General features: G+C 41.3%; 21 protein-coding genes. 18 read left to right on the plus strand and 3 right to left on the minus strand.

Annotation, left to right across the window (positions count from 1 at the left end; translation table 11 throughout):
* Positions 1–5 precede the first annotated feature (5 nt).
* Entirely contained in the window at positions 6–740 is a 735-nt protein-coding gene (locus tag EHS13_RS16330; RefSeq protein ID WP_155701358.1) for a phosphonate ABC transporter ATP-binding protein, read from the plus strand.
* Between the two features lie 199 nt (positions 741–939).
* On the opposite strand, the gene EHS13_RS16335 is transcribed toward EHS13_RS16330, so the two are convergent.
* Positions 940–1,371: a universal stress protein gene (locus tag EHS13_RS16335; protein WP_162463135.1), complete on the minus strand. Its 432-nt coding sequence runs from the start codon at positions 1,369–1,371 to the stop codon at positions 940–942.
* A gap of 102 nt (positions 1,372–1,473) precedes the next feature.
* On the opposite strand from EHS13_RS16335, the gene mscL reads away from it, so the two are divergent.
* The 13 genes from mscL to EHS13_RS16400 all read left to right on the plus strand — a co-directional run bounded on the left by mscL (position 1,474) and on the right by EHS13_RS16400 (position 16,822).
* A complete protein-coding gene (mscL, locus tag EHS13_RS16340) occupies positions 1,474–1,917 on the plus strand; it encodes a large conductance mechanosensitive channel protein MscL (RefSeq protein WP_155701360.1) in 444 nt (147 codons plus the stop codon).
* Between the two features lie 93 nt (positions 1,918–2,010).
* Entirely contained in the window at positions 2,011–3,732 is a 1,722-nt protein-coding gene (locus EHS13_RS16345) for a copper amine oxidase N-terminal domain-containing protein (RefSeq protein ID WP_155701361.1), read from the plus strand.
* 76 nt (positions 3,733–3,808) lie between these two features.
* Positions 3,809–4,987 (plus strand): CapA family protein, encoded by a 1,179-nt coding sequence (locus tag EHS13_RS16350; protein WP_155701362.1) that lies wholly within the window; start codon positions 3,809–3,811, stop codon positions 4,985–4,987.
* A 14-nt stretch (positions 4,988–5,001) separates the two neighbouring features.
* The gene (gene hrpB, locus EHS13_RS16355) at positions 5,002–7,515 is read left to right on the plus strand and encodes an ATP-dependent helicase HrpB (RefSeq protein ID WP_155701363.1); all 2,514 of its coding nucleotides are present in this window, start codon (positions 5,002–5,004) and stop codon (positions 7,513–7,515) included.
* 40 nt (positions 7,516–7,555) lie between these two features.
* Complete coding sequence (locus EHS13_RS16360; RefSeq protein ID WP_155701364.1) at positions 7,556–8,056, plus strand: hypothetical protein; 501 nt, start codon at positions 7,556–7,558, stop codon at positions 8,054–8,056.
* A gap of 24 nt (positions 8,057–8,080) precedes the next feature.
* Positions 8,081–8,347: a hypothetical protein gene (locus EHS13_RS16365; protein WP_155701365.1), complete on the plus strand. Its 267-nt coding sequence runs from the start codon at positions 8,081–8,083 to the stop codon at positions 8,345–8,347.
* A 170-nt stretch (positions 8,348–8,517) separates the two neighbouring features.
* Positions 8,518–9,615 carry a GntR family transcriptional regulator gene (locus EHS13_RS16370; protein WP_155701366.1) on the plus strand — a complete coding sequence of 366 codons (1,098 nt, stop codon included), beginning with the start codon at positions 8,518–8,520 and terminating at the stop codon, positions 9,613–9,615.
* A 77-nt stretch (positions 9,616–9,692) separates the two neighbouring features.
* A complete protein-coding gene (gene araD, locus EHS13_RS16375; RefSeq protein WP_155701367.1) occupies positions 9,693–10,382 on the plus strand; it encodes an L-ribulose-5-phosphate 4-epimerase in 690 nt (229 codons plus the stop codon).
* A gap of 38 nt (positions 10,383–10,420) precedes the next feature.
* Positions 10,421–12,094 carry a ribulokinase gene (locus EHS13_RS16380; protein ID WP_155701368.1) on the plus strand — a complete coding sequence of 558 codons (1,674 nt, stop codon included), beginning with the start codon at positions 10,421–10,423 and terminating at the stop codon, positions 12,092–12,094.
* A 34-nt stretch (positions 12,095–12,128) separates the two neighbouring features.
* Positions 12,129–13,619: an L-arabinose isomerase gene (gene araA, locus EHS13_RS16385; RefSeq protein ID WP_155701369.1), complete on the plus strand. Its 1,491-nt coding sequence runs from the start codon at positions 12,129–12,131 to the stop codon at positions 13,617–13,619.
* A 139-nt stretch (positions 13,620–13,758) separates the two neighbouring features.
* Positions 13,759–15,366 carry an ATP-binding protein gene (locus EHS13_RS16390; protein ID WP_155701370.1) on the plus strand — a complete coding sequence of 536 codons (1,608 nt, stop codon included), beginning with the start codon at positions 13,759–13,761 and terminating at the stop codon, positions 15,364–15,366.
* On the plus strand, positions 15,367–16,503 hold the full coding sequence (locus EHS13_RS16395) for a metallophosphoesterase (protein ID WP_155701371.1): 1,137 nt from the start codon (positions 15,367–15,369) through the stop codon (positions 16,501–16,503).
* Positions 16,504–16,624: 121 nt separating this feature from the next.
* Positions 16,625–16,822 (plus strand): aspartyl-phosphate phosphatase Spo0E family protein, encoded by a 198-nt coding sequence (locus EHS13_RS16400; protein ID WP_155701372.1) that lies wholly within the window; start codon positions 16,625–16,627, stop codon positions 16,820–16,822.
* 38 nt (positions 16,823–16,860) lie between these two features.
* Here the strand turns inward: EHS13_RS16400 and EHS13_RS16405 are convergent, their stop codons facing one another.
* On the minus strand, positions 16,861–17,028 hold the full coding sequence (locus tag EHS13_RS16405) for a hypothetical protein (RefSeq protein ID WP_155701373.1): 168 nt from the start codon (positions 17,026–17,028) through the stop codon (positions 16,861–16,863).
* Between the two features lie 19 nt (positions 17,029–17,047).
* Positions 17,048–17,419, minus strand: a complete 372-nt coding sequence (locus EHS13_RS16410; protein WP_155701374.1) for a DUF948 domain-containing protein — start codon at positions 17,417–17,419, stop codon at positions 17,048–17,050.
* A gap of 130 nt (positions 17,420–17,549) precedes the next feature.
* On the opposite strand from EHS13_RS16410, the gene EHS13_RS16415 reads away from it, so the two are divergent.
* The 4 genes from EHS13_RS16415 to EHS13_RS16430 all read left to right on the plus strand — a co-directional run bounded on the left by EHS13_RS16415 (position 17,550) and on the right by EHS13_RS16430 (position 23,359).
* Positions 17,550–18,350 carry a peptidylprolyl isomerase gene (locus tag EHS13_RS16415; protein WP_193571508.1) on the plus strand — a complete coding sequence of 267 codons (801 nt, stop codon included), beginning with the start codon at positions 17,550–17,552 and terminating at the stop codon, positions 18,348–18,350.
* 138 nt (positions 18,351–18,488) lie between these two features.
* Positions 18,489–19,190, plus strand: coding sequence for a response regulator (locus EHS13_RS37365; RefSeq protein ID WP_155701376.1), 702 nt, complete (start codon positions 18,489–18,491; stop codon positions 19,188–19,190).
* Positions 19,183–20,451, plus strand: a complete 1,269-nt coding sequence (locus EHS13_RS16425; RefSeq protein WP_155701377.1) for an adenylate/guanylate cyclase domain-containing protein — start codon at positions 19,183–19,185, stop codon at positions 20,449–20,451. Before EHS13_RS37365 ends, EHS13_RS16425 begins: the two co-directional genes overlap by 8 nt.
* 1 nt (position 20,452) lies before the next feature.
* Positions 20,453–23,359, plus strand: coding sequence for an ATP-binding protein (locus EHS13_RS16430; RefSeq protein ID WP_155701378.1), 2,907 nt, complete (start codon positions 20,453–20,455; stop codon positions 23,357–23,359).
* Positions 23,360–23,361: the final 2 nt, after the last annotated feature.

The raw sequence follows: 23,361 nt of genomic DNA on the forward strand, positions 1-23,361 counted from the left end.
TTAATTTGTTAATCACGGTTCGTAATTTAGTCTATAAAGTTGATAAAGATACAGAAATCCTCTCCGGTATTCAATTTGATGTAGGTCGCGGTGAGTTCATTGCTGTGATTGGCGGCAGCGGAAGCGGGAAAACGACATTACTTCGCTGTATCACTCTGCAAGAGAAATGGGCTGCGGGTCATTTTTTTTATGAGGGGAAGGATATTGTCGCGCTTAATGCTTGGCAAAAGCTTAAGTATAAGAAAAAATGGGCTTATGTGGAAGAAAAACCGACACTAAATCCCAATAAATCAGCATTAAAAAATGTATTGTCAGGTCGTTTTTATGATACACCTTGGTGGCGCAAGCTTACAGGAAAAGTTGCCTTGGATGAACATGTTATGGCTATGGATTATTTAGAAAAAGTTGGTTTAATGGATCTATCCTTGCAGAAAACCAACTTGCTTAGTGGTGGTGAAACTCAACGTGTTGCCATAGCTAAAGCGCTTGTCCAAGGAGCAGAAATTGTCGTTGCAGATGAGCCTATTTCGGGATTAGATCCGGAGAATGCACAGAAGGTAATGATGGATTTAAAGCAATTGTGTGAAAAAACCAACGTAACCGTCATTTGCAGCTTGCATGGTGTGGAATTAGCCGAAAAATATGCTACACGTATTTGGGGGATTAACAACGGTAAGCTCGTAGTAGATGTCAAAGGACGCCGATTAACACAAGCAGAGAAAAATAGTATATACGATTAAGCTAATTATATTGAAGCCAGTTTTCAGTACCAACTCTATTAATCTTGCAGTTGTATATTAATTCGCGAAGGCGTGGCGGGAGCAACCTTTAAATCGATGGCAGACTCGATGGGATTGCCCTTATTTCCTGCTTTAATTACATTAGTGGATACCGCTTATAGCTTTGGAATTCGCAGTAAATTCTGCCAGAGGATTTAATTTATTTAACGACTAGAACGGGAATGAGCGCATGCTGGACTACATAATGACTAACACTGCCTAACATTAATTCACGCATGCCGCCAATGCCTCTACTTCCAATAACGATTAAATCGAAGAATCTATCTTTGGATTGTGCAACAATCGTTTCTCCGGCTTTTCCTAGGATCAATTCCACGGATGCATTGGGAGTTGAAGCAATTAATACTCTAGCATTATCAACAATGGCCTCTGCATGAGCGTAAGCCTCAGCATTTGCTTCTGCAGATGAAGCAATCATGGCTTCACCTAGCATAAATGTCGGCAGCATAAAAGTATGCAAGACTAATAAAGTTGCGCCAGGAAAATATTCGCAGAGCAAAATGGCATGCTTCATGGCTTCTTCGGATTCAAGCGAGCCATCATAAGCGACTAATATTTTTGAATAAATCATGCTAGCACCTCCATATTGCGGATATAAAACTCTTGAGTTCATTTACACCAATCTCTAAGCTTTGAAACATTCTAAATAGTTAATTAAGGAGAGTGGACGGAAATGCTGAAGGATTTTAAAAGTTTTGCATTTAAGGGGAATATGGTGGATTTGGCAGTCGGGGTGATTATTGGGGCTGCATTCAGTAAAGTGATTACTTCCATCGTTAATGATTTAATTATGCCATTTTTAGGACTTTTGCTCGGGAGTGTTAATTTTGCTGATTTATTCATATCTTTAGACGGTAGGCATTTCAAAAATATAGATGAAGCAGTGAAGGCAAGTGCCCCGATTCTATATTATGGCAAATTTATGTCGACTTTCTTGGATTTTATTATTGTTGCTTTTGTGATTTTTATGGTAGTCCGTCAGCTAGCAAGATTCAAGAAAAAGGTAGAAGCAGCCCCAATTAATACGAAGGAATGTCCACAATGTTTATCCGAAATTCCTCTAAAAGCAAATCGCTGCAAATTTTGCACATCAGAGGTTGAAGCTTTAACTTCATAAGGAGAAGCAGGAAAACATTACCTAACGTCGAATGTTTGGGATGCTAGGTTTTTTTGTTGTGTATAAAATATATAGAATAAAGGAGTGTAAGAAATGAAAAAACGTGCTTGGAAAAAATTGATAAGCTTCTCTTTGGTTATCGCACTGGTTGTCCTTGTAGGCTGTCAGGCTTTGGGAAGTTTAGATTTAAGCAAATCAATCGTCGATGCGATGCTTGCTAACTCACAGATGTCGAAACAATCGCTTACTCTGGATTTAATTACGGATGACAGCAAGACCTCAAAGTCTGATGAAGAATCAGCCGTGCTTAAGTTGTTTAGTCATTTGAAGCTAAATTTAGATCAAGTTAAACAAGAAAGCCTCGAAAAAATCTCTGTGAGAGGTAGTCTTGAAGTACTGAATCGGACGATTCCTTTTGAAGCTTTTGTATCACCAACCTTATTAGTATTAAAATTAGAAGGTGCCAAAAAACCGCTAGTCTTGGATTTGGCTGGCAAGGCAATAGATTCAGCAGACTTGCTTTCCTTAGGTATTGAAAAAGATATTATTGAGCAATTCACAAGCAAGATAACCAAGGATGTTAATTTGCATAAAGCAGCATTGAATTTTTTAGTAAATGGTTTGCCCAACCCAGAAGGAATAACACTTGATAATGTTACGGAAACCGTATATGGAGAAAGCCTATCTTTGAACCACGTGCAAGCCAAAATCGATGGCAGCCAAATTATACCTTTAGTTAAAAAGTTCGTCTTAAACCTGTTACAAGATGATAAAGGCTTACGCGAGTTTGTGTCACAGTTCTATGATGTAGTTCAACCTGTTCTAATCGCAGTCTTTGATGATATGGATAAAAAAGAAGCTGAAGCTAAAGCTAAGGCAGAAGCTGATGCTATAGCAGATTCGGAGGCAACATCATCCGATAACCCTGACTTGGAAGATCCTGAAGCCAATTATGAGGATCCTGAAGCCAATTATGAGGATTCACTTGGGTATGATTCGTTCTTAAGTCCAATATTGAAAGGTTTAGAGTCGGTGCTTAAAGACCGCGCAATGGGAATTGAATTGATTCATACGGAAGTTAAGCAATTGCTAGTTTTAGCAATGGTTGGTTTACAAACAGTCGATGAGATTAAAGATCCGCTGGTTAAAGACGTATTCAGTGATAAATCATATGTCAAAGCTGATTTGTATATCGATAATTCAGGTAAGCTGCGTAAAACGAAGACGGAATTGAACTTCACGCCTCCAGCTGAGGAGAACGAAGGGATTGAGTCCGTTAAGCTTACTATGGAAAGTGAGCATTGGAATATCAATGAACCGGTAATTGCAGATGTAATCGATACGACAGATAGCTTCACTATGGATAGCATTACAAAGCCAGCTGAAATGTTAGCGATTCTCGACAAGGATTCAGCACTTTATCTTTTACTTAAAGATGATCTACAGATCACCAAAAAATCAATTGTCCTGAATATGAGTTATTCGGAATACGAACCATACAGCATGCTGCCTTATATTGATAATAATGTGACAATGGTTCCAGCAAGGTTCATTTCCGAGCAATTGGATGCGGATGTGACTTTTGATCCAGCGACACAGCAGGTTACAGTTAATGACGCTGCTAGCGGAAACAAAATTATTCTAACCCTGCAAAGTAAAAAAGCTATTTGGAACGGGGATACCTTTAATTTAGAAGGCGCTGTTCGCAATCGCGACGGCACAACCTATGTACCGCTTAAATTTATTGCCAAAGCATTAGGTGCAGAGGTTAAATGGGAAGACGTTACAAAAACAATCACGATTACTAGAGACTAAGAAAAGTAAAGTAAGGGAGTTGCCTGCTGAGCAGTCTCAGCAGGCAATTGCTTTGCAATGATAAGGAGATACTCGCATGAAAAACATAATAGTGCTCAGCCTGATTTCAATTCTACTATGGGGAAGCGGCTGTACAGAACAGAACAAGCTTTCGGTCCCTAGTCTTAGTCCTAATCCTACAGATAATAGTCAAGAGCTTAGCGTAGAGCCAACTGCAATTCCGCTGCCTTCAGCCACTCCAGCACCGATTGTTACTCAGGTCACTTTAGGGGCAGTAGGTGATATTTTGATACATAATAGAGTTTATGAGGATGCTAAGAAGCCAGATGGAAGCTATTCTTTCAATAAAATGTTTACTTTAGTGAAGGATATTCTCCAGAAACCAGATATTTTAGTAGCTAATCAAGAATCGATGACTGGCGGCACCGAGCTGGGATTATCCTCGTACCCGATGTTTAACAGCCCTCATGAGATCGGTGATGCGCTTAAGGATGCTGGTGTAGATTTCGTTACCATGGCTAATAATCACACGATGGATAAGAAAGAAAAGGGGATATTAAGCGCTCTGGCTTATTGGGATAAAATTGGCATGCCGCACACGGGTGCTTATAAGTCACAGGCAGACAGAGATACGATTCGCACGATGACGCAAAACGATATTACATTTTCTTTCTTAGCCTACACCTATGGAACCAATGGTATTCCTGTACCGAAGGACAAGCCCTATCTGGTGAATTTGATTCAAGAGGATCTGATGAAAAAAGATATTGAACGTGCCAAAAAGCTTGGGGATGTTACAGTAGTTTCGCTGCACTGGGGAATTGAGTACCAAATCGAACCCAATGCGGAGCAATTACGGATTGCTAAGCTGCTGGCAGATTGGGGAGTCGATATCATTATCGGTACGCATCCCCATGTGCTGCAGCCATCTGCTTGGATCAAAAACGCAAGTGGCCATAAAACCTTTGTTATGTATTCATTAGGTAATTTCATTTCCGCACAAAGTGAATTACTACAGTGGATTGGCGGAATGGGAACCATAACGATAGTTAAAACCCAGGTAGGAGACAAGTCGACTATTGACTTGGTTCAGCCTACTTTTACGCCAACCTTTACGTATTCAAAAAAATATAAAGGTTTTCAAATTATCCCGATGGCTCAATTGGATAATCAGCACTTAGCTAATGCGAAGCAACAGCTGTATAAAACCAAGCTTCATATGCGCAAGTATATTCCAGATTTGATCTACCCCTAAGGAGACTTTACCTAATGCTGCCGATTGATTCACTGCTTCCTGCATTAAAGGACACACTCCGCTCACGGAATTCTGCAGTACTAGTAGCCGCCCCTGGAGCGGGGAAAACAACACGAATACCACTTGCCTTAATGGATGAACCTTGGCTGGATGAGCATAAACGAATCGTGATGGTCGAGCCAAGACGATTAGCGACACGCAGTGCCGCTCGTTTCATGGCAGCTGCTCTTGGCCAGCAAGCTGGTGAAACCGTGGGCTACCGCGTTAAGCGGGATACCTGTATCAGCGCGCATACACGGATTGAAGTGATAACAGAAGGCATCCTTACACGAATGCTGCAAACAGATCCAAGCTTAAGTGGGATTGGGCTTGTGATTTTTGATGAGTTTCATGAGCGCAATTTGCATGCTGATCTTGGACTAGCCTTATGTCTTCAATCACAAGCCATGTTTCGCGAGGAATTAAGGATTCTTGTGATGTCTGCAACCTTAGATGATCAATCAGTAGCTGCTTTATTGAATGATGCTCCTATCTTGAGAAGCGAGGGCCGAGTCTTTCCAATTGAAACCCGCTATTTGCCGCGGAGTGTGGAAGGGCGTATAGAGCAAGCCGTAGCGAAATGTGTGTTCCAAGCACTTAAAGAGGAACAAGGAGATTTAATGGTTTTTCTACCTGGTGTGGGTGAAATCAGAAGAGTAGAGAGCTTGTTAAACAGCTTCGGTTTAGACAAGGGAGCGCGGATTTATCCGCTTCATGGGACTTTATCTCCCGAAGCTCAGGATCGTGCTATTGCGCCTGCTATAGCAGGTATACGTAAGATAGTGCTAACGACTTCAATCGCGGAAACGAGTCTAACGGTTGAAGGAGTTCGGATTGTGATTGATTGCGGTTTAATGCGAGTCCCACGCTTCTCACCTCGCACGGGTATGTCGCGATTAGAGACCATCCCGATTTCTAAAGCATCAGCTGATCAAAGACGCGGTCGAGCAGGACGTCTTGGACCCGGCTTATGCATCCGGCTGTGGACAGAGCAAGATGACCATCGATTGGCGCTGCAGGGTACTCCTGAGATCCTAGAAGCAGATCTCGCTCCACTGGTGCTAGAGCTTGCGGTTTGGGGTGTATCAAGCCCTCAGGAGCTGCAATGGCTGGATGCTCCGCCCAAGGCAGCCTATCAACAAGCAACTGAGCTGCTGCGGCAGCTGGGGGCGTTGAATAGCGAAGAGCGGATAACCGCGCATGGACGCCAATTGGCGGAAATCGGTCTACATCCAAGATTAGCCCATATGATAGTTCGTGCTGATGAGCTTAAGCTTGGCGGGTTAGCCTGTGAACTGGCTGCCTTGCTAAATGAACGTGATATTATTCAAAAAGACTCCGATGTTTTTAATATAGATTTGAGGCTTCGAGTTGAGATCATTCGTCGTTACGCAAGGGAAGGTAAATCGTTTGAAACAGCTTTTGGGTATAATCTTAATACAAATCTTTGTCGACAAGTGCTAATTGAAATCCAGCATTGGAAAACAACAAGAGGTTATTCTCTGAATTCAGCCAAGCAAGATGATCTGGAAGCAATCGGTATTCTGCTTGCTTTTGCATATCCAGACCGAATTGCTGCGCGTAAAGCGGCAGGTAGGTATCTTCTGCGAAACGGTCGTGGAGCCTACCTAGCCGAAATGCAGCAGCTATCCAACGCAGATTATTTGGTTGCTGCTGAATTGGATGATAAAGGCGTTGAAAGTCGAATACTACTTGCTGCTGATTTATCATTCCGAGATCTGGAGCAGCATTTTCAAGATCAATTTGAACTGGATACCCCTATTAGCTGGGACCATGATGCACTGTCTGTAAAAGCTAGAAAGATTACACGTTTAGGCGCGATTATATTCAGAGATGACCCTATGCATAAGCCACCAATCGAAACGATGACTAATGCCTTGATTTGTGGCATAGTAGAGGAAGGGCTGGGCATTCTGCCATGGACAAGAGCAGCCCGCCAGTTACAGCAGCGAATAGAATGTATGTACCTTAGTGACCCAGACTGGCCTGAGGTGTCCGAGCTTGCTTTGCTTAAATCGTTGGATGAATGGCTTGCTCCACATTTGCAAGGGAAGAGAAACCGTGACGATCTTCAGAAACTTCAGCTATTTGATATTATCCAGAGTATGTTATCATGGGATCAAAGAAGAGAATTAGATGCTTTTGCACCAACGCATCTGACTGTTCCAAGCGGATCGCATATTCCGATTGATTATCAGGACCCAACTGCACCTTTTGTAGCCGTTCGTCTGCAGGAAATGTTCGGACAAGCAGAAACGCCGCGCATTGCTAGAGGGAGAATGGTGTTGACCCTCCATCTGCTATCTCCAGCACAGCGGCCAGTCCAAGTGACACGAGATTTAGCAAGCTTTTGGAGAAATGCTTATTTTGAAGTGAAAAAGGATCTTAAAGGTCGTTATCCCAAGCATTATTGGCCAGATGATCCCTTGCATGCGCTCCCGACCAATCGAGCTCGTCCGAGGGTATAATTAAATGAATATGAGTTTAGATTAAAGCGAGGTATTAGATATGTGGACGGCAGTTGCTATAGTAAGTTATGCTGCGCTAATCATTTTTTCAATTATGGCTTTAACTGCCTATATTAGAAAAACAAAACGCCATTCCAAATATATATTTTATGTGGTGGTTGCTAGCTTTTTTATCCTACTTTCGTTAAAGATTGTCCCACATATGCAGAAGGTTCAAGCGGAGCAAGAAGAACGTGATGCTGCAAAGCCTTTAGGTGCTTACGCTAAATCACAGCTTAGTTTAGGTGATGATGGTATAATTAACGAGGATGCTTTTGTGAGCCTAAGCGAGGATAATGAAGATTTCAATACCATGCAAGCCCTTATTGCAACGAATGATGCAGCTACTCTAAAGCGGATGATTAAGCTGGGCAAGGTCTATTTAGCAACAAAGGGGACTAAAATAACTTTAATCAGCAAAAGCTTTGTTCGGGCTAAAGTTGAAATCATTGGTACCGGAAAGACTGGCTTTGTGCCCACTGTTTATGTATCTAGAGAATAATATTAATAAAGGGAGGTCATGTAGATGAAAATAATTATTCAAAAGGCTGCAATGACGCATAGCAAGGAAAATGGGTTTGTGGGTAATGTCGAGTTTCTAGTTGAATCTCATAAAGAAGCTTATGAAATCACACTTTATAGCAAGAATACCAAGGAGTGGAGCTATGGGCTGCATTTCTTGAATGCATCAGGCAGCGAGGAAGAGATTTTTGCGGTAGAAGAACAGCTCGATGAGAGCGATGAGTTTTTCGATCAGTTGGTTGACGCGGCAAAAGCAGCTTTAGAAGAGTAACTTATTAGGAACAGAGTGTTTAAGAGTAAATGTGTGTCTGTTAATCGGATATGGACCAAATCGAACTCCGCAAGGGGTTCTTTTTGTTGAAATAGAATATATGTACATACAAGTTTGGGGAATGCTATAATAAACAGACTATTGCAAGCAAAATTGGATTGAGGTGAACCATGAAAGATAAACAGATGCCCAAATACCTGCAGCTGAAACAAGAAATTCTTTCTTGGTTGCATTCTGGTCAGTTAAAGCCTAATGAACAAATGCCTTCCGAGAATGAAATTGCCGAACAGTTCGGGATGAGCAGGCAAACGGTTCGTCAAACCTTTGGCGAGCTGGAGCAGGATGGCTGGTTGTTTCGCATGCAGGGTAAAGGCACCTTTGTCTCCAATCCCCAAACACAGAAGACTCAGTCGATCCAAACTATTGGCGTAGTGACCACGTATATTTCCGATTATATTTTTCCGTTAATTGTGCGTGGAGCTGAGGCGGTATTGCGTGATAAAGGCTACCGTTTGGTCCTCTCCAGCACGGATAATGATAAGCAGAAGGAGAAGGAATGTCTCATTTCGATGATGAGTCAGCCGCTAAGCGGCCTTATCATTGAGCCCACCAAAAGCGCAGAAGGCAACCCTAATTTAAGCTACTATTTATCGTTGGATTATCAGAAAATCCCTTATATAATGATCAACGAGCGTTATCCTGAGATGGATTGTGCCTATGTGCGAATCGATGATGAGAATGGCGGGTTTCTTGCTGCTGAGCATTTAATCCAGCTTGGCCATAGCCGAATTGCCGGGTTTTTTAAAACCGATGATTTGCAAGGTGTCAATCGCCTTAAAGGGTTTATCCGGGCGCATCATCAATATCAAATCCCACTTTTACCGGAAATGGTAATTGGTTATTCTACCGAAGAGAAGCAAACCAAAACCCATGATGCAGCCATGCAATTATTGGGTCAGCTTGAAGATAGGCCGACTGCTTTAGTCTGTTATAACGACGGGCTTGCCGTAAACCTATTAGAGGTGGTTCGCAAGCTTGGTTTAAGTGTGCCGGAAGATCTCTCGATGGTTGGTTTCGATGACTCTGCACTTGCAACAGCAACAGAAGTTAAGTTGACGACTCTGACACATCCCAAAACAGAGATGGGTGTTGCTGCAGCAGATTTATTAATTGCGATGATTGAACAAAAGCCGATGAATCGTTCTCCATTGCAACGTATATTCGTCCCAGAGCTCGTAATTCGCAGCTCAACTAGAAAATATAATTGATTATAGAAAACTTGTACGTACATGTGTATAATGTTGTTTAGATAGGATCTCAATTCAAGGAAAAGAGAGGATAACTAATGTTAAAGAAACTAAAACAAGCGGTATTGGAAGCCAACCTGGATTTGCCGAAGTATCGGTTGGTGACGTTTACATGGGGAAATGTTAGTGGAATTGATCGTGAGAAGAATTTAGTTGTGATCAAGCCAAGCGGAGTCCCTTATGAGGAGCTGAAATTAGAGGATTTAGTCGTAGTCGATCTTGAAGGCAACATTGTTGAAGGCAAGCTTAAACCCTCATCGGATACACCCACTCATCTTGCACTTTATAAAGCTTTTCCAAGTATTGGCGGAATTGTACATACACATTCTCCGTGGGCTACAAGCTGGGCACAAGCAGGCAGAGCTATTCCTGCATTAGGAACGACGCATGCGGATTACTTTTATGGGGAAGTGCCTTGTACACGATTAATGACAGAAGCAGAAATTAAAGGCGCTTATGAATTGGAAACAGGAAATGTGATCATTGAAACCTTTAAGGAGCTGAATCCAGCTCAGGTTCCTGGCGTATTGGTGAATTGCCATGCTCCATTCAGCTGGGGAGTGGATCCGCATAATGCCTTGCATAATGCCGTAGTACTCGAGGAAGTTGCCAAGATAGCTTACCGTACGTTCGCTTTGCAGCCCACAGTTGAAGCCATGGATCAAACATTATTAGATCGGCATTTCTTAAGAAAACACGGTGCTACAGCTTATTACGGACAGAATTAATTGATTTAAAATAAATGATCAGAAGGGAAGTAAACCGAATGGCTAAAAAATATGCAATAGGTGTGGATTATGGAACGGAATCTGGACGTGCCTTGTTAGTGGATTTATCTAATGGAGATGAGGTTGCTACACATGTGACACCTTATCCCCATAATGTTATCGATGAAACCTTGCCAGGTTCAGGCCGCAAATTAGAACCGGATTGGGCTTTGCAGCATCCAGCCGATTACATTGAAGTACTGAGGCGCTCCGTACCCGCTGTTATTAAAGAAGCAGGCATCGATCCAGCGGATGTTATTGGACTTGGGATTGATTTTACAGCTTGTACCATGCTGCCGATTGATGCAAATGGGGCTCCATTATGCTTTGACGAGGAGCTTAAAGATAACCCACATGCTTGGGTAAAGCTCTGGAAGCATCATGCTGCCCAAGACGAAGCTAATATGATCAATGAAATTGCGGCTAAACGTGGAGAAGCTTTCTTGCCGATGTATGGCGGTAAAATCTCTTCAGAGTGGATGATCGCTAAGATATGGCAGATTTTAAATGAAGCACCGGACATATACGATCGGACAGATATGTTTCTTGAAGCAACGGACTGGGTTATATTCTCGCTAACCGGCGCTAAGCTGCGCAATAGCTGTACCGCAGGCTATAAAGCGATTTGGCATAAGCAAAAAGGCTACCCAAGCCAAGAATTTTTCAAGGCTTTGGATCCGCGTTTAGAAAATTTAACAACGACTAAATTGCGTGGGGATGTTGTTCCTCTAGGCACGAAAGCAGGCGGATTGACAGCAGAAATGGCTGCGATTCTTGGGCTTAAGGAAGGAACGGCCATTGCAGTTGGGAATGTAGATGCACATGCTGCTGTTCCAGCGGTTGGCGTTGTAACACCAGGTAAACTGGTTATGGCTATGGGCACGTCAATCTGTCATATGCTCTTAGGCTCAGAAGAGAAACAAGTCGAAGGTATGTGCGGTGTTGTCGAAGATGGGATTATTCCAGGTTACCTGGGATATGAAGCTGGACAATCCGCAGTTGGTGATATTTTTGCATGGTATGTGGATGAAGCTGTTCCTGCTTATGTAACGGAAGCAGCGGCAACAGCAGGTATCGGTGTTCATGAATGGCTAGAGCAGAAAGCAGCAGCCTACAAACCAGGCGAAACAGGATTGCTAGCGCTGGATTGGTGGAACGGAAACCGTTCCGTACTTGTTGATACAGATCTTACTGGCTTAATGGTTGGGTTCACTTTATTGACTAAGCCTGAACAAATCTATCGTACTTTACTTGAAGCAACAGCTTTCGGGACACGCAAAATTGTGGATGCTTTTCACGGAAATGGTGTCGAGGTTAATGAATTATATGCATGCGGAGGCTTGCCGCAGCGCAACCGCTTGTTGATGCAAATTTATGCGGATGTAACCAATCGTGAAATTAAAATCGCAGATTCTACACAAACGCCAGCACTTGGAGCCGCAATGTTCGGTGCGGTTGCCGCAGGGGCGAAGCAAGGCGGGTTTGCTTCAATCGTCGAGGCCGCTGAGAAAATGGCTCGTGTGCGTGATGAATCCTTCAAGCCAATCCCTGAGAATGTAGCTGTTTATGAAAAGCTATATCAAGAATACAGCAAGCTGCATGATTATTTTGGCCGTGGTGAAAACGATGTTATGAAACGACTTAAAGCCATTAAAGAAGCTGCGCTTTCTTAAAATATCAGAAAAACCAACATTAGGAGGAAATTTCATGTTAGCCATTAAACCGTATCAGTTTTGGTTCGTTACCGGTAGTCAGCATTTGTATGGCCCCGAAACTTTAGAAGAAGTAGCTCAGCATTCTACACTTATCACAAATGGCTTAAATCAAGATGCTATAATTCCTTTTTCCGTTATATTTAAGCCTGTTTTAACGGGTCCTGATGCTATTCGCAAGCTTGTAATTGAAGCTAATTCGGATGATTCATGCGCAGGAATTATTACTTGGATGCACACTTTCTCACCCTCCAAAATGTGGATTGCTGGTTTATCGATATTGAACAAACCGTTGCTACACTTTCACACCCAATTTAATCGCGATATTCCTTGGGAAACAATCGATATGGATTTCATGAATACTAATCAATCCGCTCATGGTGATAGAGAGCATGGGTTTATTGGAGCAAGAATGGGTGTTGCTCGTAAAGTAATCACAGGCTACTGGGAGGATCAAGCCACTCGTAAACGTATAGCAGATTGGATGAGCACCGCAATTGCTTTTACAGAAGGGCGTCAGCTGAAAGTAGCGCGTTTTGGCGATAACATGCGTCAGGTTGCTGTAACCGAAGGCGATAAAGTGGAAGCGCAAATTAAATTTGGTTGGGAAATCAATGGTTATGGTGTAGGAGATTTAGTTGAATATATCGCTAAAGTCACAGAGGCTGAGGTCGATCAATTGTTCGCCGAATATGCGGTCCAATATGAAATTACAGCTGAAGGTCTTAAAGCGGGTTCCGTTCAGGACTCGATTAAAGAACAAGCACGGATTGAGCTTGGGATGAGAGCTTTCCTAGAAGCGGGAGATTTTGGTGCTTTTACAACGACATTCGAGGATCTTCATGGGATTAAACAGCTTCCTGGCTTAGCTGTACAACGTTTAATGGAAGCGGGCTACGGCTTTGGCGGCGAAGGGGATTGGAAAACAGCTGCTTTTACAAGGGTAATGAAAATTCTCGCAGGCGGCAAAGGGACTTCTTTCATGGAGGATTACACTTACCATCTTGAGCCTGGCAATGAATTAGTGCTTGGAGCGCATATGCTTGAGATTTGCCCGACGATTGCTTCGAACAAACCGAAAATTGAAGTTCATCCGTTAGGAATCGGCGGTAAAGCGGATCCAGCAAGAATGGTGTTTGATTGTGGTGCTGGCGCTGCAGTAGTTGCTTCGTTAGTGGATATGGGCAACCGTTTCCGCTTGATAGTTAATGTTGTCGATGCAGTAGAGCCTCAGCAGGATATGCCGAAGCTTCCGGTCGCTCGTGTGCTTTGGAGGCCGCAGCCTTCTTTGCGTGATTCCGCTGAAGCTTGGATTTATGCAGGTGGTGCCCATCACACGGTATTCTCTTATGTGGTTTCAGTTGAACAATTGGTCGATTGGTCTGAAATGGCTGGGATTGAATGTATCATCATCGATAAGGATACTAAGCTGCATTCCTTCCGGAACGAGTTAAGATGGAATGAGATTGCTTGGCGCTTAAAGTAATAGGGAGACAGCCTTGGAGGATTACACGCCTTCAAGGCTTTTTTTGCTTTCTTGTGGTATGCTAATATTACTGTTAAAAAGGTACAAATGGCATGTTAAGCGTATAAAAGCGATTTAATCAAAAGTGAGGAAATTCAATATGGAAGCACAATACATCATAGATTCGAAAAAAAGATGTTTCGAAAATGGCCTGCAGCCCCATGTAATCCCAACTATCAAAAACCGCTTAAGCGCAAGTGAATTACAGAAAATGCAGCAGGATTATAGTGAGGTTATCTCGGTTTTGGATTATTTTGGTGCAAAAACAACCAAGCTTCTCGAAAAAACCCCGATACTTATCGCATTAACGGATGATCGTGGATATGTCATTTGCTTTGTCGGAAATAAAGCGATTAGAGAGATGATTCATCATTTAGGGATCCAAGAAGGCATTCAAATGAATGAGATTGATATGGGTACGAATTCAACTTATTTGGCATTGGAGCAGAAAAAGCCCGTAGAGCTGCTAGGTGAAAATCATTTTCACGAACATCTGCATTTGTCGGCTTGCTACAGCATTCCCTTTTCTTTTGATAATATAGATCAATTAGGCGGCACGGTTAATATATTAACTTTGCTGGAATTTCATAGTCAATTCGTATTGCCGCTGTTATCCAATATGGTAGATTCAATGGAGCGTGAGATAGTTCTAAGGCGTAAGAATAGACATCAGGATTTATTGAATGAAATTCTGATCAACTCGGTTAATAATGGCATTATTATTTCAGATGACAAAGGGATTATTATTGAGTTCAACCCTTTAATTGAACGAATTACAGGTGCTAAGCGGGAAGAAGTTATAGGCAGCTCCATTTTGATTTTTGAAATATTTGCAGAATATATGCAGAAGGTTTTAAGCTCAGGATGCCACTTGGCGAATGTCGAATGTACGTTTACTTTAGTAGATAATGAACGAATGATTTGTTTACTGGACGCGATCCCCATCCGCAATGATCGAGCAGAGATTAAAGGAGCTTATTTGCAGATTAGGGACATTACAGAGCGTTTTGAGCTTGAAAAGCAGATCATAACCTACGAGAAATTCTCGGCAGTTGGTAAGCTGGCAGCAGGAATTGCCCATGAAATTCGCAATCCGCTTACAACCATAATGGGATTTATCCAGCTTATTAGGGAAAGGAAATCAACTCAAATTCAGGATTCACAGTATTTAGAAATTGTATTTAGTGAATTGCGTGATTTGAATAAAATGGTGTCTGATTTTGTGCTGATGGCTAAACCAAGCTTTCCTGAAAAGAAAGTCATTCAGCTGCAAGCATTTATTCTAGATACTGTACAGTTTATGACGATTCAAGGCAATTTGAAGAATATGCTCCTTACTGTCAATCTATGCAATCCGCTAATCATGATTTATATCGATGCTGTTCAAATGAAGCAAGTGTTGATTAATTTGATTCAAAATGCCTTTGAAGCTATGCCTAGCGGAGGAGAGGTTGAGATTGGCCTTTCCTATGATTCTCTTGATCCCAATATTATTGTAATAAGTATTAGTGATATTGGGACGGGGATAACGGATGAGCAAATGAAAGATATTTTCACACCGTTTTTTACGACTAAAGACAATGGGTTAGGCTTGGGATTGTCGATTTGTTATCGGATTGTTGAGAATCATAATGGCAAAATCCAGTTTAAATCAACTCCTGGCGTAGGAACGACCTTTACTATTATTCTTCCGATTAGGAGTGTTTAAATGAAACCGCGTATTATCGGGATTATTCTTACGATTTTAGTTATTTTTACAGCGATTAATTATTATATTGGCTCGCAAAGCAGGTTATTTATCAATCAGTTGTTCGATGTTCATTTAAGCTGGATTTATTGGCTTTGTTTCTGGTTTATTGCCTATTCCTATATCATTGCCAGATTAGGGGCAAGAGGGATGCCTAAGGCCTTTTCCCAGCTGCTCAAGGTTATGGGTTCTTATTGGTTTGCCATCATGACATATAGTCTGCTTCTCCTGCCGCTAGTTGATCTTATCGCTTGGATTTTACATTTAGGCGGTGTTGAAGTTGATACTTATATCCCTTGGTTAGGTATTAGCCTATTAGTAGTAATCACGCTGATTATTCTCCGCGGCTCCTGGAATGCATGGAATCCAATTGTTCGTAAATATGAAATTTTGATTCCCAAAGCAGCTGGAGAGATGAAGCAGCTCAGAATTGCTGCAGCCTCCGATTTACATTTGGGCTCTATTGTGCGGAATAAACATTTGCAGCGTTTGGTTGATCAGGTAAAGGCATTAAAGCCAGATCTAATTCTTTTGCCTGGTGATATATTGGATGACGACATTGAACCGTTTATTAGACATCGCATGTCCGAACAAATGCAAGAGCTGAAAGCTCCGCTTGGCACTTATGCTATTCTCGGGAATCATGAGTATATCGGTGGTAAAATTGAAGAGTTCGTTAAACAAATGAAGGCGATCGACATTGAAGTTTTAATGGATCGTTCTGTAATGATAGCGGATAGCTTCTATGTGATTGGGAGAAAGGATCGTTCTGCCTATGGTCGAGATGGGGTGGATAAATTGCTTGAAGGAGTAGATAAAGCCTTTCCTTTAATTATGATGGATCATCAGCCCTATCATCTGGATCAGGCAGCAGCACAAGGAATCGATTTACAGTTATCCGGCCATACTCATCGGGGGCAAATGACGCCTTTTCATTGGATTACGAAAAGATTGTACGAGCTTGATTGGGGTTACTTAAAAAAAGGAAATATGCATACGATAGTTTCTTCCGGATTTGGAAGCTGGGGACCACCTATTCGATTAGGAAGTCGATCCGAAATTATCGAGATTGTCATTCAATTTGTACCTGAATCTTAAGATTTGGAATTTATATGACACAAATCGACAACTCTACGACATAATTCTACTACTACCTACGAATGATATATAATAGTTGAATTTGGTTATTAATATTCTTTGCTTAGGAGGATTTATCGATATGAGCTTAAATAAATTAAGTCATGCGTCTATTGGATTAATAGAGTATACAATAGAAAAACAGCGAATGGAATTAATTCGCATCGTGGAAAAACATCAATATAATTTTTTGAACACGGAAGTGATTACGGCATCCATTGAGATGGATCATTGGCTTAACCTCTATCAACAAAGCTGCAAAAAAAAGAAAACAAGCTGAAGATTAGGCTTCAGCTTGTTTATTGTGCCAAACTTCATCTAGAAGTCAGTTATGGCCAGAAAGAAATCAAGCGATACAATAGCTACAGCCGCATGAAGTAAAACAGTGATCCAAGCCTTGCGAGATACCTGTAAATCCTGAACCAGCATCATGACTGACCAGATAAAGATAATCAGATAAGCAATTTGCACGAGTATAGTTGGCAATTTTTTTCACCTCCTGCTCTTATTTTAATTTTATTTGCAAGGGTCTTCTTGGCTCGCTTTCAATCGTGGGATGGAGGGCATCACCAATTACGGAAGCAGCTTGTTTAACTGTTCTCGTAACACTATGTAGCGCTTCTCCAACCTCATGAGCGGATTCAAAGATAGGTTCAACGGTTTTTATTTTACCCTTCACATCGGTTGTGATTTGATTGGCAGTATGAATAAGCTGCTTGGATTCTTGGGTAAGTCCATGAATGGCGTTCCTGACCTCGGACAAGGTTTTATTCGTTTCTTCGAGCGAACCCATGCCTTTAATAAGAATACGAATTAGATAAACAACCAATACAACGAATGCTATGGCGATAATAGCAACACTTGCTTTAATAATCATCAGGCTACGACCTCCTTTTAGAGGAATATATGTTTAAAATCTATGAGATATTCGAAAAACTATTAACATTTGTGTAGGGAATGACGAAATAATACGTGTACATCATAATAGATAGTGGAGGCGGAGTATTGTGAAAGATAAATTAAAAGGTTTAGTAATTGGGTTACTGATTGGGGTATTGGCTTGTTCATCTGTGGTATATGCAGCGGCAGGTACGAAAATTGAGGTTTTCTATAATAATCTTAAATACATAATTGATGGGGTTGAACAAGCGCCTACAGTAGGCAAAGGTTTTATCTATGAAGGGACAACATATGTTCCACTTAGATTTGTTGGTGAATCAATGGGTAAACCAGTTAGCTATGACAGTAAATCAGAAACGGTTTACGTGGGTAGACCAACCTATACGGAAGCACCAGCTATGGTGATTGATCCGAAAAAAAAATACAAAGCGACAATGATTACATCAAAAGGCACGATTACAATTGATCTATTCGCCAAGGATGCTCCATTAACGGTTAATAATTTCTTTGTACTGTCCAATAGTGGTTTTTATAATGATATTCTGTTTCATCGGATTATGGAGAGCTTTATGGTGCAAGCCGGGGATCCTGAAGGTACGGGAGCAGGAGGACCTGGGTATACATTTAAAGATGAATTGAAGAATGGACATAAATATGAGCCTGGTACCCTTGCAATGGCTAACGCCGGACCAGATACGAATGGCAGTCAATTCTTCATTTGTACGGGAGCAGATTGTGCACAGCTAAATGAGTTGCCCAATTACTCGATTTTTGGCAAGGTTTCTAAAGGAATGGATGTTCTGCAAACCATTGCAAAAACACCTGTCCAAGAAAGCGCATATGGTGAGATGAGTGATCCAACTTATGATGTGAAGATTCTCTCGATTAAGGTTGAAGTTACAAAATAAAGCGAGAAATTTAGTGTAATTTGTCGAAAAGGCACTTCTTATGAAGTGCCTTTTTTGGCATTAAATGCTATAATATTAGCTTCTGCTAGAGTTGTTTAAACGTATATATAGTCTGAAATAGGGAGAATCAATTAAGCAATGAAGCGAATAATGATAGTGGATGATTCCACGGTAATGCGCAAGAATTTACGTTCGATTCTCACCCAAGCTGGTTATGAGGTTATAGCTGAAGCGGTTAACGGAGAAGAAGCTTACCAAACCTATGTGCGATTGCTTCCTGATCTAGTAACTATGGATGTAACCATGCCCATTATGAATGGTTTAGAAGCAGTAAAGAAAATTAGAGCCGATTATGCGGATGCTTGTATCATTGTAATCTCTGCGTTTGACCAACGAAGCATGTTGTTTGAAGCACTGGAGCATGGGGCGAAGCATTATATTATTAAGCCAATCACTGCGGACAAGCTATTGAATGTAGTAGAAAAGGTCTTAGCAGCAGAATCCACGTCTGAACCAATGCCAAGTGCTAATCCAGATCAGCCTGTCTCGATATCCAATCGCAATGGGATGTTTGTAGTTGCCATCCCGCAGAAGCTGTCTGCCGAAGGATTACAGCCGATTAAATCAGCACTGCAGGGCTTGCTATTTATTAAACCCTTACATATTGCTTTTGACTTCAATGAAGCTCCATTCCTCGAGCAATCGATACTTGCTGAATTAACAGAAATTATCAAAACAATTCGCCAAGCTGAAGGAGTCGTGCAATTAATCGCGCGAAGCCAAGAGCTGCAAGTTAGCTTAACTCAACATTTCAGTGGGATAACGATTACCTATGAATAAACCGAAGCTACAGCTGCTGCGGTTTTTATTGATTTTACTAGTTGTTATGGTGTTAATTCCAGCCTTGTTAATTAATTATTACCTATTAAACAGCATGGTTACCTTAGCTGAATTATCCGTTCGATTAATAATCGGGGGACTTGTTTGGATAGGGTTGGCAGGTATCTATGCTGTTGTTGTCTATCGGATCTATCAACAAAGAATCGAGCAACCTCTGCAGCATTTCCTGGCAACTTTAGAGGATATTTCAGAAGGCTTTATCGTAGATAATGTGCCCCAGCCTATATTCCTCAAAGCTGAACCTAGTATTTCTGCTGCTTTTGACAAAGTACTGCAGATTAACCACCAAATGCTTAAGAATGTCGATCATCTCGAAAAAGGCTTTGAAGAGGAACGTTTCGCCAAGCTCCAACAAATTAAATTAACCCAAGCTTATGAGCGCTTCGTGCCGCATGATTTCATTCGTTTTTTACAGAAGCAGAGTATTATCCAAGTTCAGCACGGTGATCACGTAAAAACGGAAATGTCTGTGATGTTCGCCGATATTCGCAGCTTCACAACCTTGTCTGAAAGCATATCCCCAGAGGAAAATTTCCAATTGTTGAATTCCTATTTTATGCGTATGGAGCCTATCATTCAACGGAACTATGGCTTTATTGATAAATTTATCGGAGATGGCATTATGGCCTTGTTTCATCAAGATCCGGATGCTTCCATTAAAGCGGCAGGCGAGATGATAGCTGAGTTAAAGCTCTATAATACAAGTCGAGAGCTCGCTGGATTTGATTCGATCCGAATTGGTGTTGGGATTAATACTGGCAGTTTAATGTTGGGTATTGTAGGTGGAGTAAACCGCATGGAGGGGACCGTCATCAGTGATGCCGTGAATGTTGCCTCGCGAATCGAAGATTTGAATAAAGTCTATAACACATCCATTCTCATAAGTGAATCTACCTACAATCAGCTGCGAGAAGCCAATCGAAAGACGGTTCGCTGGATAGATAAAGTCGAGGTTAAAGGTAAAGCTCAACCGCTTAACGTTTATGAGGTTTTTGAAGCCGACGCACCTGACACAAGATACTATAAACAAATACATAAGGTGTTATTCGAACAAGCAGTTGCTTGCTATCATGAGCAGAGAATTTCAGAGGCACAAGCTAAGTTAATCGAGCTTAAAGACCTTTGTCCTGAAGATATACTAGTCAATCTCTATATAGATCGATGTCAAGAAGCGCTGAGAAATCTAAAGGCAGGTGAATAGGATGAGTCACAGAGTAAATAAACGTACTTTGAAGAAACGGATTTCACGTACCGTGTATGCTGCATCATTTCTCAGTATTTTTTTATTTAGCATTACCATTGTAATTGGGCTCAACATTTTCTTACAGCCGGTTTCAGGCTTCTTCTCCAATATTATTAGCAATACGATAACACGGGAAATGAATTCAGAGAGCTTCCTTCATGAACAGCAAATTGCTAGTTTAGTGGAATTTAACCCGCAAGCGGCACAAGCTAAAGCGTGGGTGCAAAGCATGGATCATATTACTAAGCTGGAGAGCTATATCCCGGTTGAAGCGCTGAATAAAATGGTGGAAAATAAAGATGCAGAAGCCAAAAAATCAATTTCAACCAGCCTCGATTTTGATCTTGACTTTATCCTGCTTCGTATTCAAATGGGTGATCGAGTATTGTATGCAAATGATGAAAAGCTAAGTGATATGGAAAGTAATTTTATATTTGACTGGCTGCTCAAGCGCTTTACAATTAAATCCACAAATCCATTATATGATCAAAATAAGCTGGAAGTTGGCCAGGTTTCTTCTATGATCGCACCTCAATTTATGGTTATTATATTTATTGGCCTTTCGATACTTTTCCTTATTCTCATGGTGGTATGTTTAATTATCTCGCGGTTTATTAGTAAGCTAATGTCAAAGCCTTTATTAAAGCCTTTGGAGCAATTGACCGGAAGAATGATCGAAATAGCTAATGAATCAACTTCGATGGACAGTCAAATTGTCTTAGTTAAACCTTTGCGTGAAATTGAAACCTTAGCAGATACCTCTAATTTAATTATGAACAAAATGAAGGACTACAGCGAAAAGCTGCAGGATCAGAAGAATGAATTGGAAGACCAGAATGAAGAGCTTGAAGCTCAGAATGAAGAGTTAAACCAATCTAAGTTGAAGCTGCAGGAAGCTCAGCAGCAGTTGATTAGAAGCGGGAATTCGATTCGTAATCTGCTGGATAATGCGGGACAAGGTTTTCTTACTTTCAGCAGCAGTTTACTGGTAGATCCAGAGTATAGCCGGGAGTGCAAACATCTTTTTGAGCAAGAGATTGAGGGTTTATCTTTTGCAAGTCTAATTACTGAAGGGGATGTGGAGCAAAAACGTTTCATTGATAATTTGCTGCATAAGCTGTTTAGTGAAACAGATAAAGCCAAACGCAACATTTATTTTCCGTTGTTGCCAGAAGAAATAGTATTAGGACAGAAGCATATCCGCTTGGATTTTAAAATGATCGCCAGTAATGACATGCTAGCTTCTGAATCCATAATGGTCATCCTAACCGATATCTCGGAAAAACGTGAACTGCAAAGCCAAATGGAAGCAGAGCGCAATATTCTCAAAATGGTCGTTAAAGTTATTGTCAGCTATGGTGATTTCACGGATTGTGTACGTAATTTCAAGCTGTTCACAGAGATAGAGCTTCAGGATATTCTGTTTAAGAATGAAGCTGTGAAGTCTAAGCTGCTGGCCATTTATCGCGATATTCACACCTATAAAGGCAGTTTTTCACAGTTTGGCTTAACCAACGTAGTCCAAAAATTGCATGAAGCGGAATCTCATTTCTCAGAGCTGCTCAAAATTTCGGACGATTTAAGTCAAGCTGGTCTCGAAGCAGAAATTCAAGGAATTGGCATCAGTGGATGGTTGGAAGCTGATATGGCAATCTTGCACTCCATCCTTGGAGAATCGTTCTTCCATCAGGACGATTTATTAATGGTTGATAAATCGAAGATTATGGAAATCGAACGCAAAATGCTGACGATTCTTTCACCCAATGAATGCAAAATCCTTATTCCTGATCTGCGCAAGCTCAGATTTAAATCATTCCGCGATTTATTAAAAACTTATCCCGAATACATCGGTGGCCTTGCAGAGCGGATGGAGAAATTCGTTGAGCCCATAGAAATTGTCGGTGGCGAGTTTTTCGCGGACACAGAGCTCTATTATGATTTCAGCCGCAGCTTGATTCATGTTTTCCGTAATATGATCGATCATGCGATTGAAGAACCAGAAGAGCGGGTTGAGTTAGGCAAGGCAGAAAGCGGCAGCATTCGTTGCATTATCCAGATTGAGCAAAGTCAAGTTTGTATAGAGCTTTCTGATGATGGTAAAGGGATTGATCCTGAGGTTATTCGTCTTAGAGCTTTAGAAAAGGCGATTTATACACTTGAAGAAATGGAAGCTATGAGCGAAAAGCAAATCATTGAAATTATTTTTCACGATCAATTTTCGACCAAGGATTTAGTTAGTGATATCTCAGGAAGAGGCATCGGATTATCTTCTGTGAAAGCAGAAGTATTAAAGCTTGGTGGAAGTATCGAGGTTATTACAGAGGTAGGTAAAGGGACAAGCTTCCGTTTTTATGTGCCTTATGAGGAGCTTAGCTCCGTTCAGGAAATTGATTTTCCGCAAACGCTGCAGCCTTGTATTGAGACCACTTTGCAATATTTTGAGCAATTCGCACATTTGAGCCTAAAGTCACAACCTAGCTTTGATCGTCTAACTGGGGAGAAGCTATCCCTGAAAAAGGTAACTTCCTTTGTCGGGTTCAAAGGAGCAGTTGAAGGTATCTTCGTGATGACTGTTGATGAAGCGTTATCCAGAGAGATGGTTAGAGGTATTGTACTGGATCCATTAACTGGGGATGAGCTAGATACCTATGTGGAGGATGCGCTTGCTGAAACCTCGAATATAATACTGGGCAATTCGATTAAGCTGTTTCAATATTTCTCTGATTTTATGATCATGGATCCACCTGTTACGATTTATACGGAAGGCGCATCGATTAAATATACAGATGCAGAAATTTGGTCATGTATAATGGAATGTGAATTTGGGAGCATGCAAATCAGCTTTGTAATTATGAAAAGAGGTTAACT

This window comes from Paenibacillus psychroresistens (assembly GCF_009728935.1).
Lineage (GTDB): Bacteria > Bacillota > Bacilli > Paenibacillales > NBRC-103111 > Paenibacillus_AC > Paenibacillus_AC psychroresistens.

What these genes read in the sequence shown, in the direction of transcription:
- EHS13_RS16335 (WP_162463135.1), bottom strand. Translation starts at nt 1,371, where the DNA reads ATGATTTATTCAAAAATATTAGTCGCTTATGATGGCTCGCTTGAATCC.
- EHS13_RS16360 (WP_155701364.1), top strand. Translation starts at nt 7,556, where the DNA reads ATGTGGACGGCAGTTGCTATAGTAAGTTATGCTGCGCTAATCATTTTT.
- araA (WP_155701369.1), top strand. Translation starts at nt 12,129, where the DNA reads ATGTTAGCCATTAAACCGTATCAGTTTTGGTTCGTTACCGGTAGTCAG.
- EHS13_RS16395 (WP_155701371.1), top strand. Translation starts at nt 15,367, where the DNA reads ATGAAACCGCGTATTATCGGGATTATTCTTACGATTTTAGTTATTTTT.
- EHS13_RS16380 (WP_155701368.1), top strand. Translation starts at nt 10,421, where the DNA reads ATGGCTAAAAAATATGCAATAGGTGTGGATTATGGAACGGAATCTGGA.
- mscL (WP_155701360.1), top strand. Translation starts at nt 1,474, where the DNA reads ATGCTGAAGGATTTTAAAAGTTTTGCATTTAAGGGGAATATGGTGGAT.
- EHS13_RS16365 (WP_155701365.1), top strand. Translation starts at nt 8,081, where the DNA reads ATGAAAATAATTATTCAAAAGGCTGCAATGACGCATAGCAAGGAAAAT.
- EHS13_RS16345 (WP_155701361.1), top strand. Translation starts at nt 2,011, where the DNA reads ATGAAAAAACGTGCTTGGAAAAAATTGATAAGCTTCTCTTTGGTTATC.
- EHS13_RS16370 (WP_155701366.1), top strand. Translation starts at nt 8,518, where the DNA reads ATGAAAGATAAACAGATGCCCAAATACCTGCAGCTGAAACAAGAAATT.
- EHS13_RS16400 (WP_155701372.1), top strand. Translation starts at nt 16,625, where the DNA reads ATGAGCTTAAATAAATTAAGTCATGCGTCTATTGGATTAATAGAGTAT.
- EHS13_RS37365 (WP_155701376.1), top strand. Translation starts at nt 18,489, where the DNA reads ATGAAGCGAATAATGATAGTGGATGATTCCACGGTAATGCGCAAGAAT.
- EHS13_RS16350 (WP_155701362.1), top strand. Translation starts at nt 3,809, where the DNA reads ATGAAAAACATAATAGTGCTCAGCCTGATTTCAATTCTACTATGGGGA.
- EHS13_RS16430 (WP_155701378.1), top strand. Translation starts at nt 20,453, where the DNA reads ATGAGTCACAGAGTAAATAAACGTACTTTGAAGAAACGGATTTCACGT.
- EHS13_RS16410 (WP_155701374.1), bottom strand. Translation starts at nt 17,419, where the DNA reads ATGATTATTAAAGCAAGTGTTGCTATTATCGCCATAGCATTCGTTGTA.
- EHS13_RS16390 (WP_155701370.1), top strand. Translation starts at nt 13,759, where the DNA reads ATGGAAGCACAATACATCATAGATTCGAAAAAAAGATGTTTCGAAAAT.
- hrpB (WP_155701363.1), top strand. Translation starts at nt 5,002, where the DNA reads ATGCTGCCGATTGATTCACTGCTTCCTGCATTAAAGGACACACTCCGC.
- EHS13_RS16425 (WP_155701377.1), top strand. Translation starts at nt 19,183, where the DNA reads ATGAATAAACCGAAGCTACAGCTGCTGCGGTTTTTATTGATTTTACTA.
- araD (WP_155701367.1), top strand. Translation starts at nt 9,693, where the DNA reads ATGTTAAAGAAACTAAAACAAGCGGTATTGGAAGCCAACCTGGATTTG.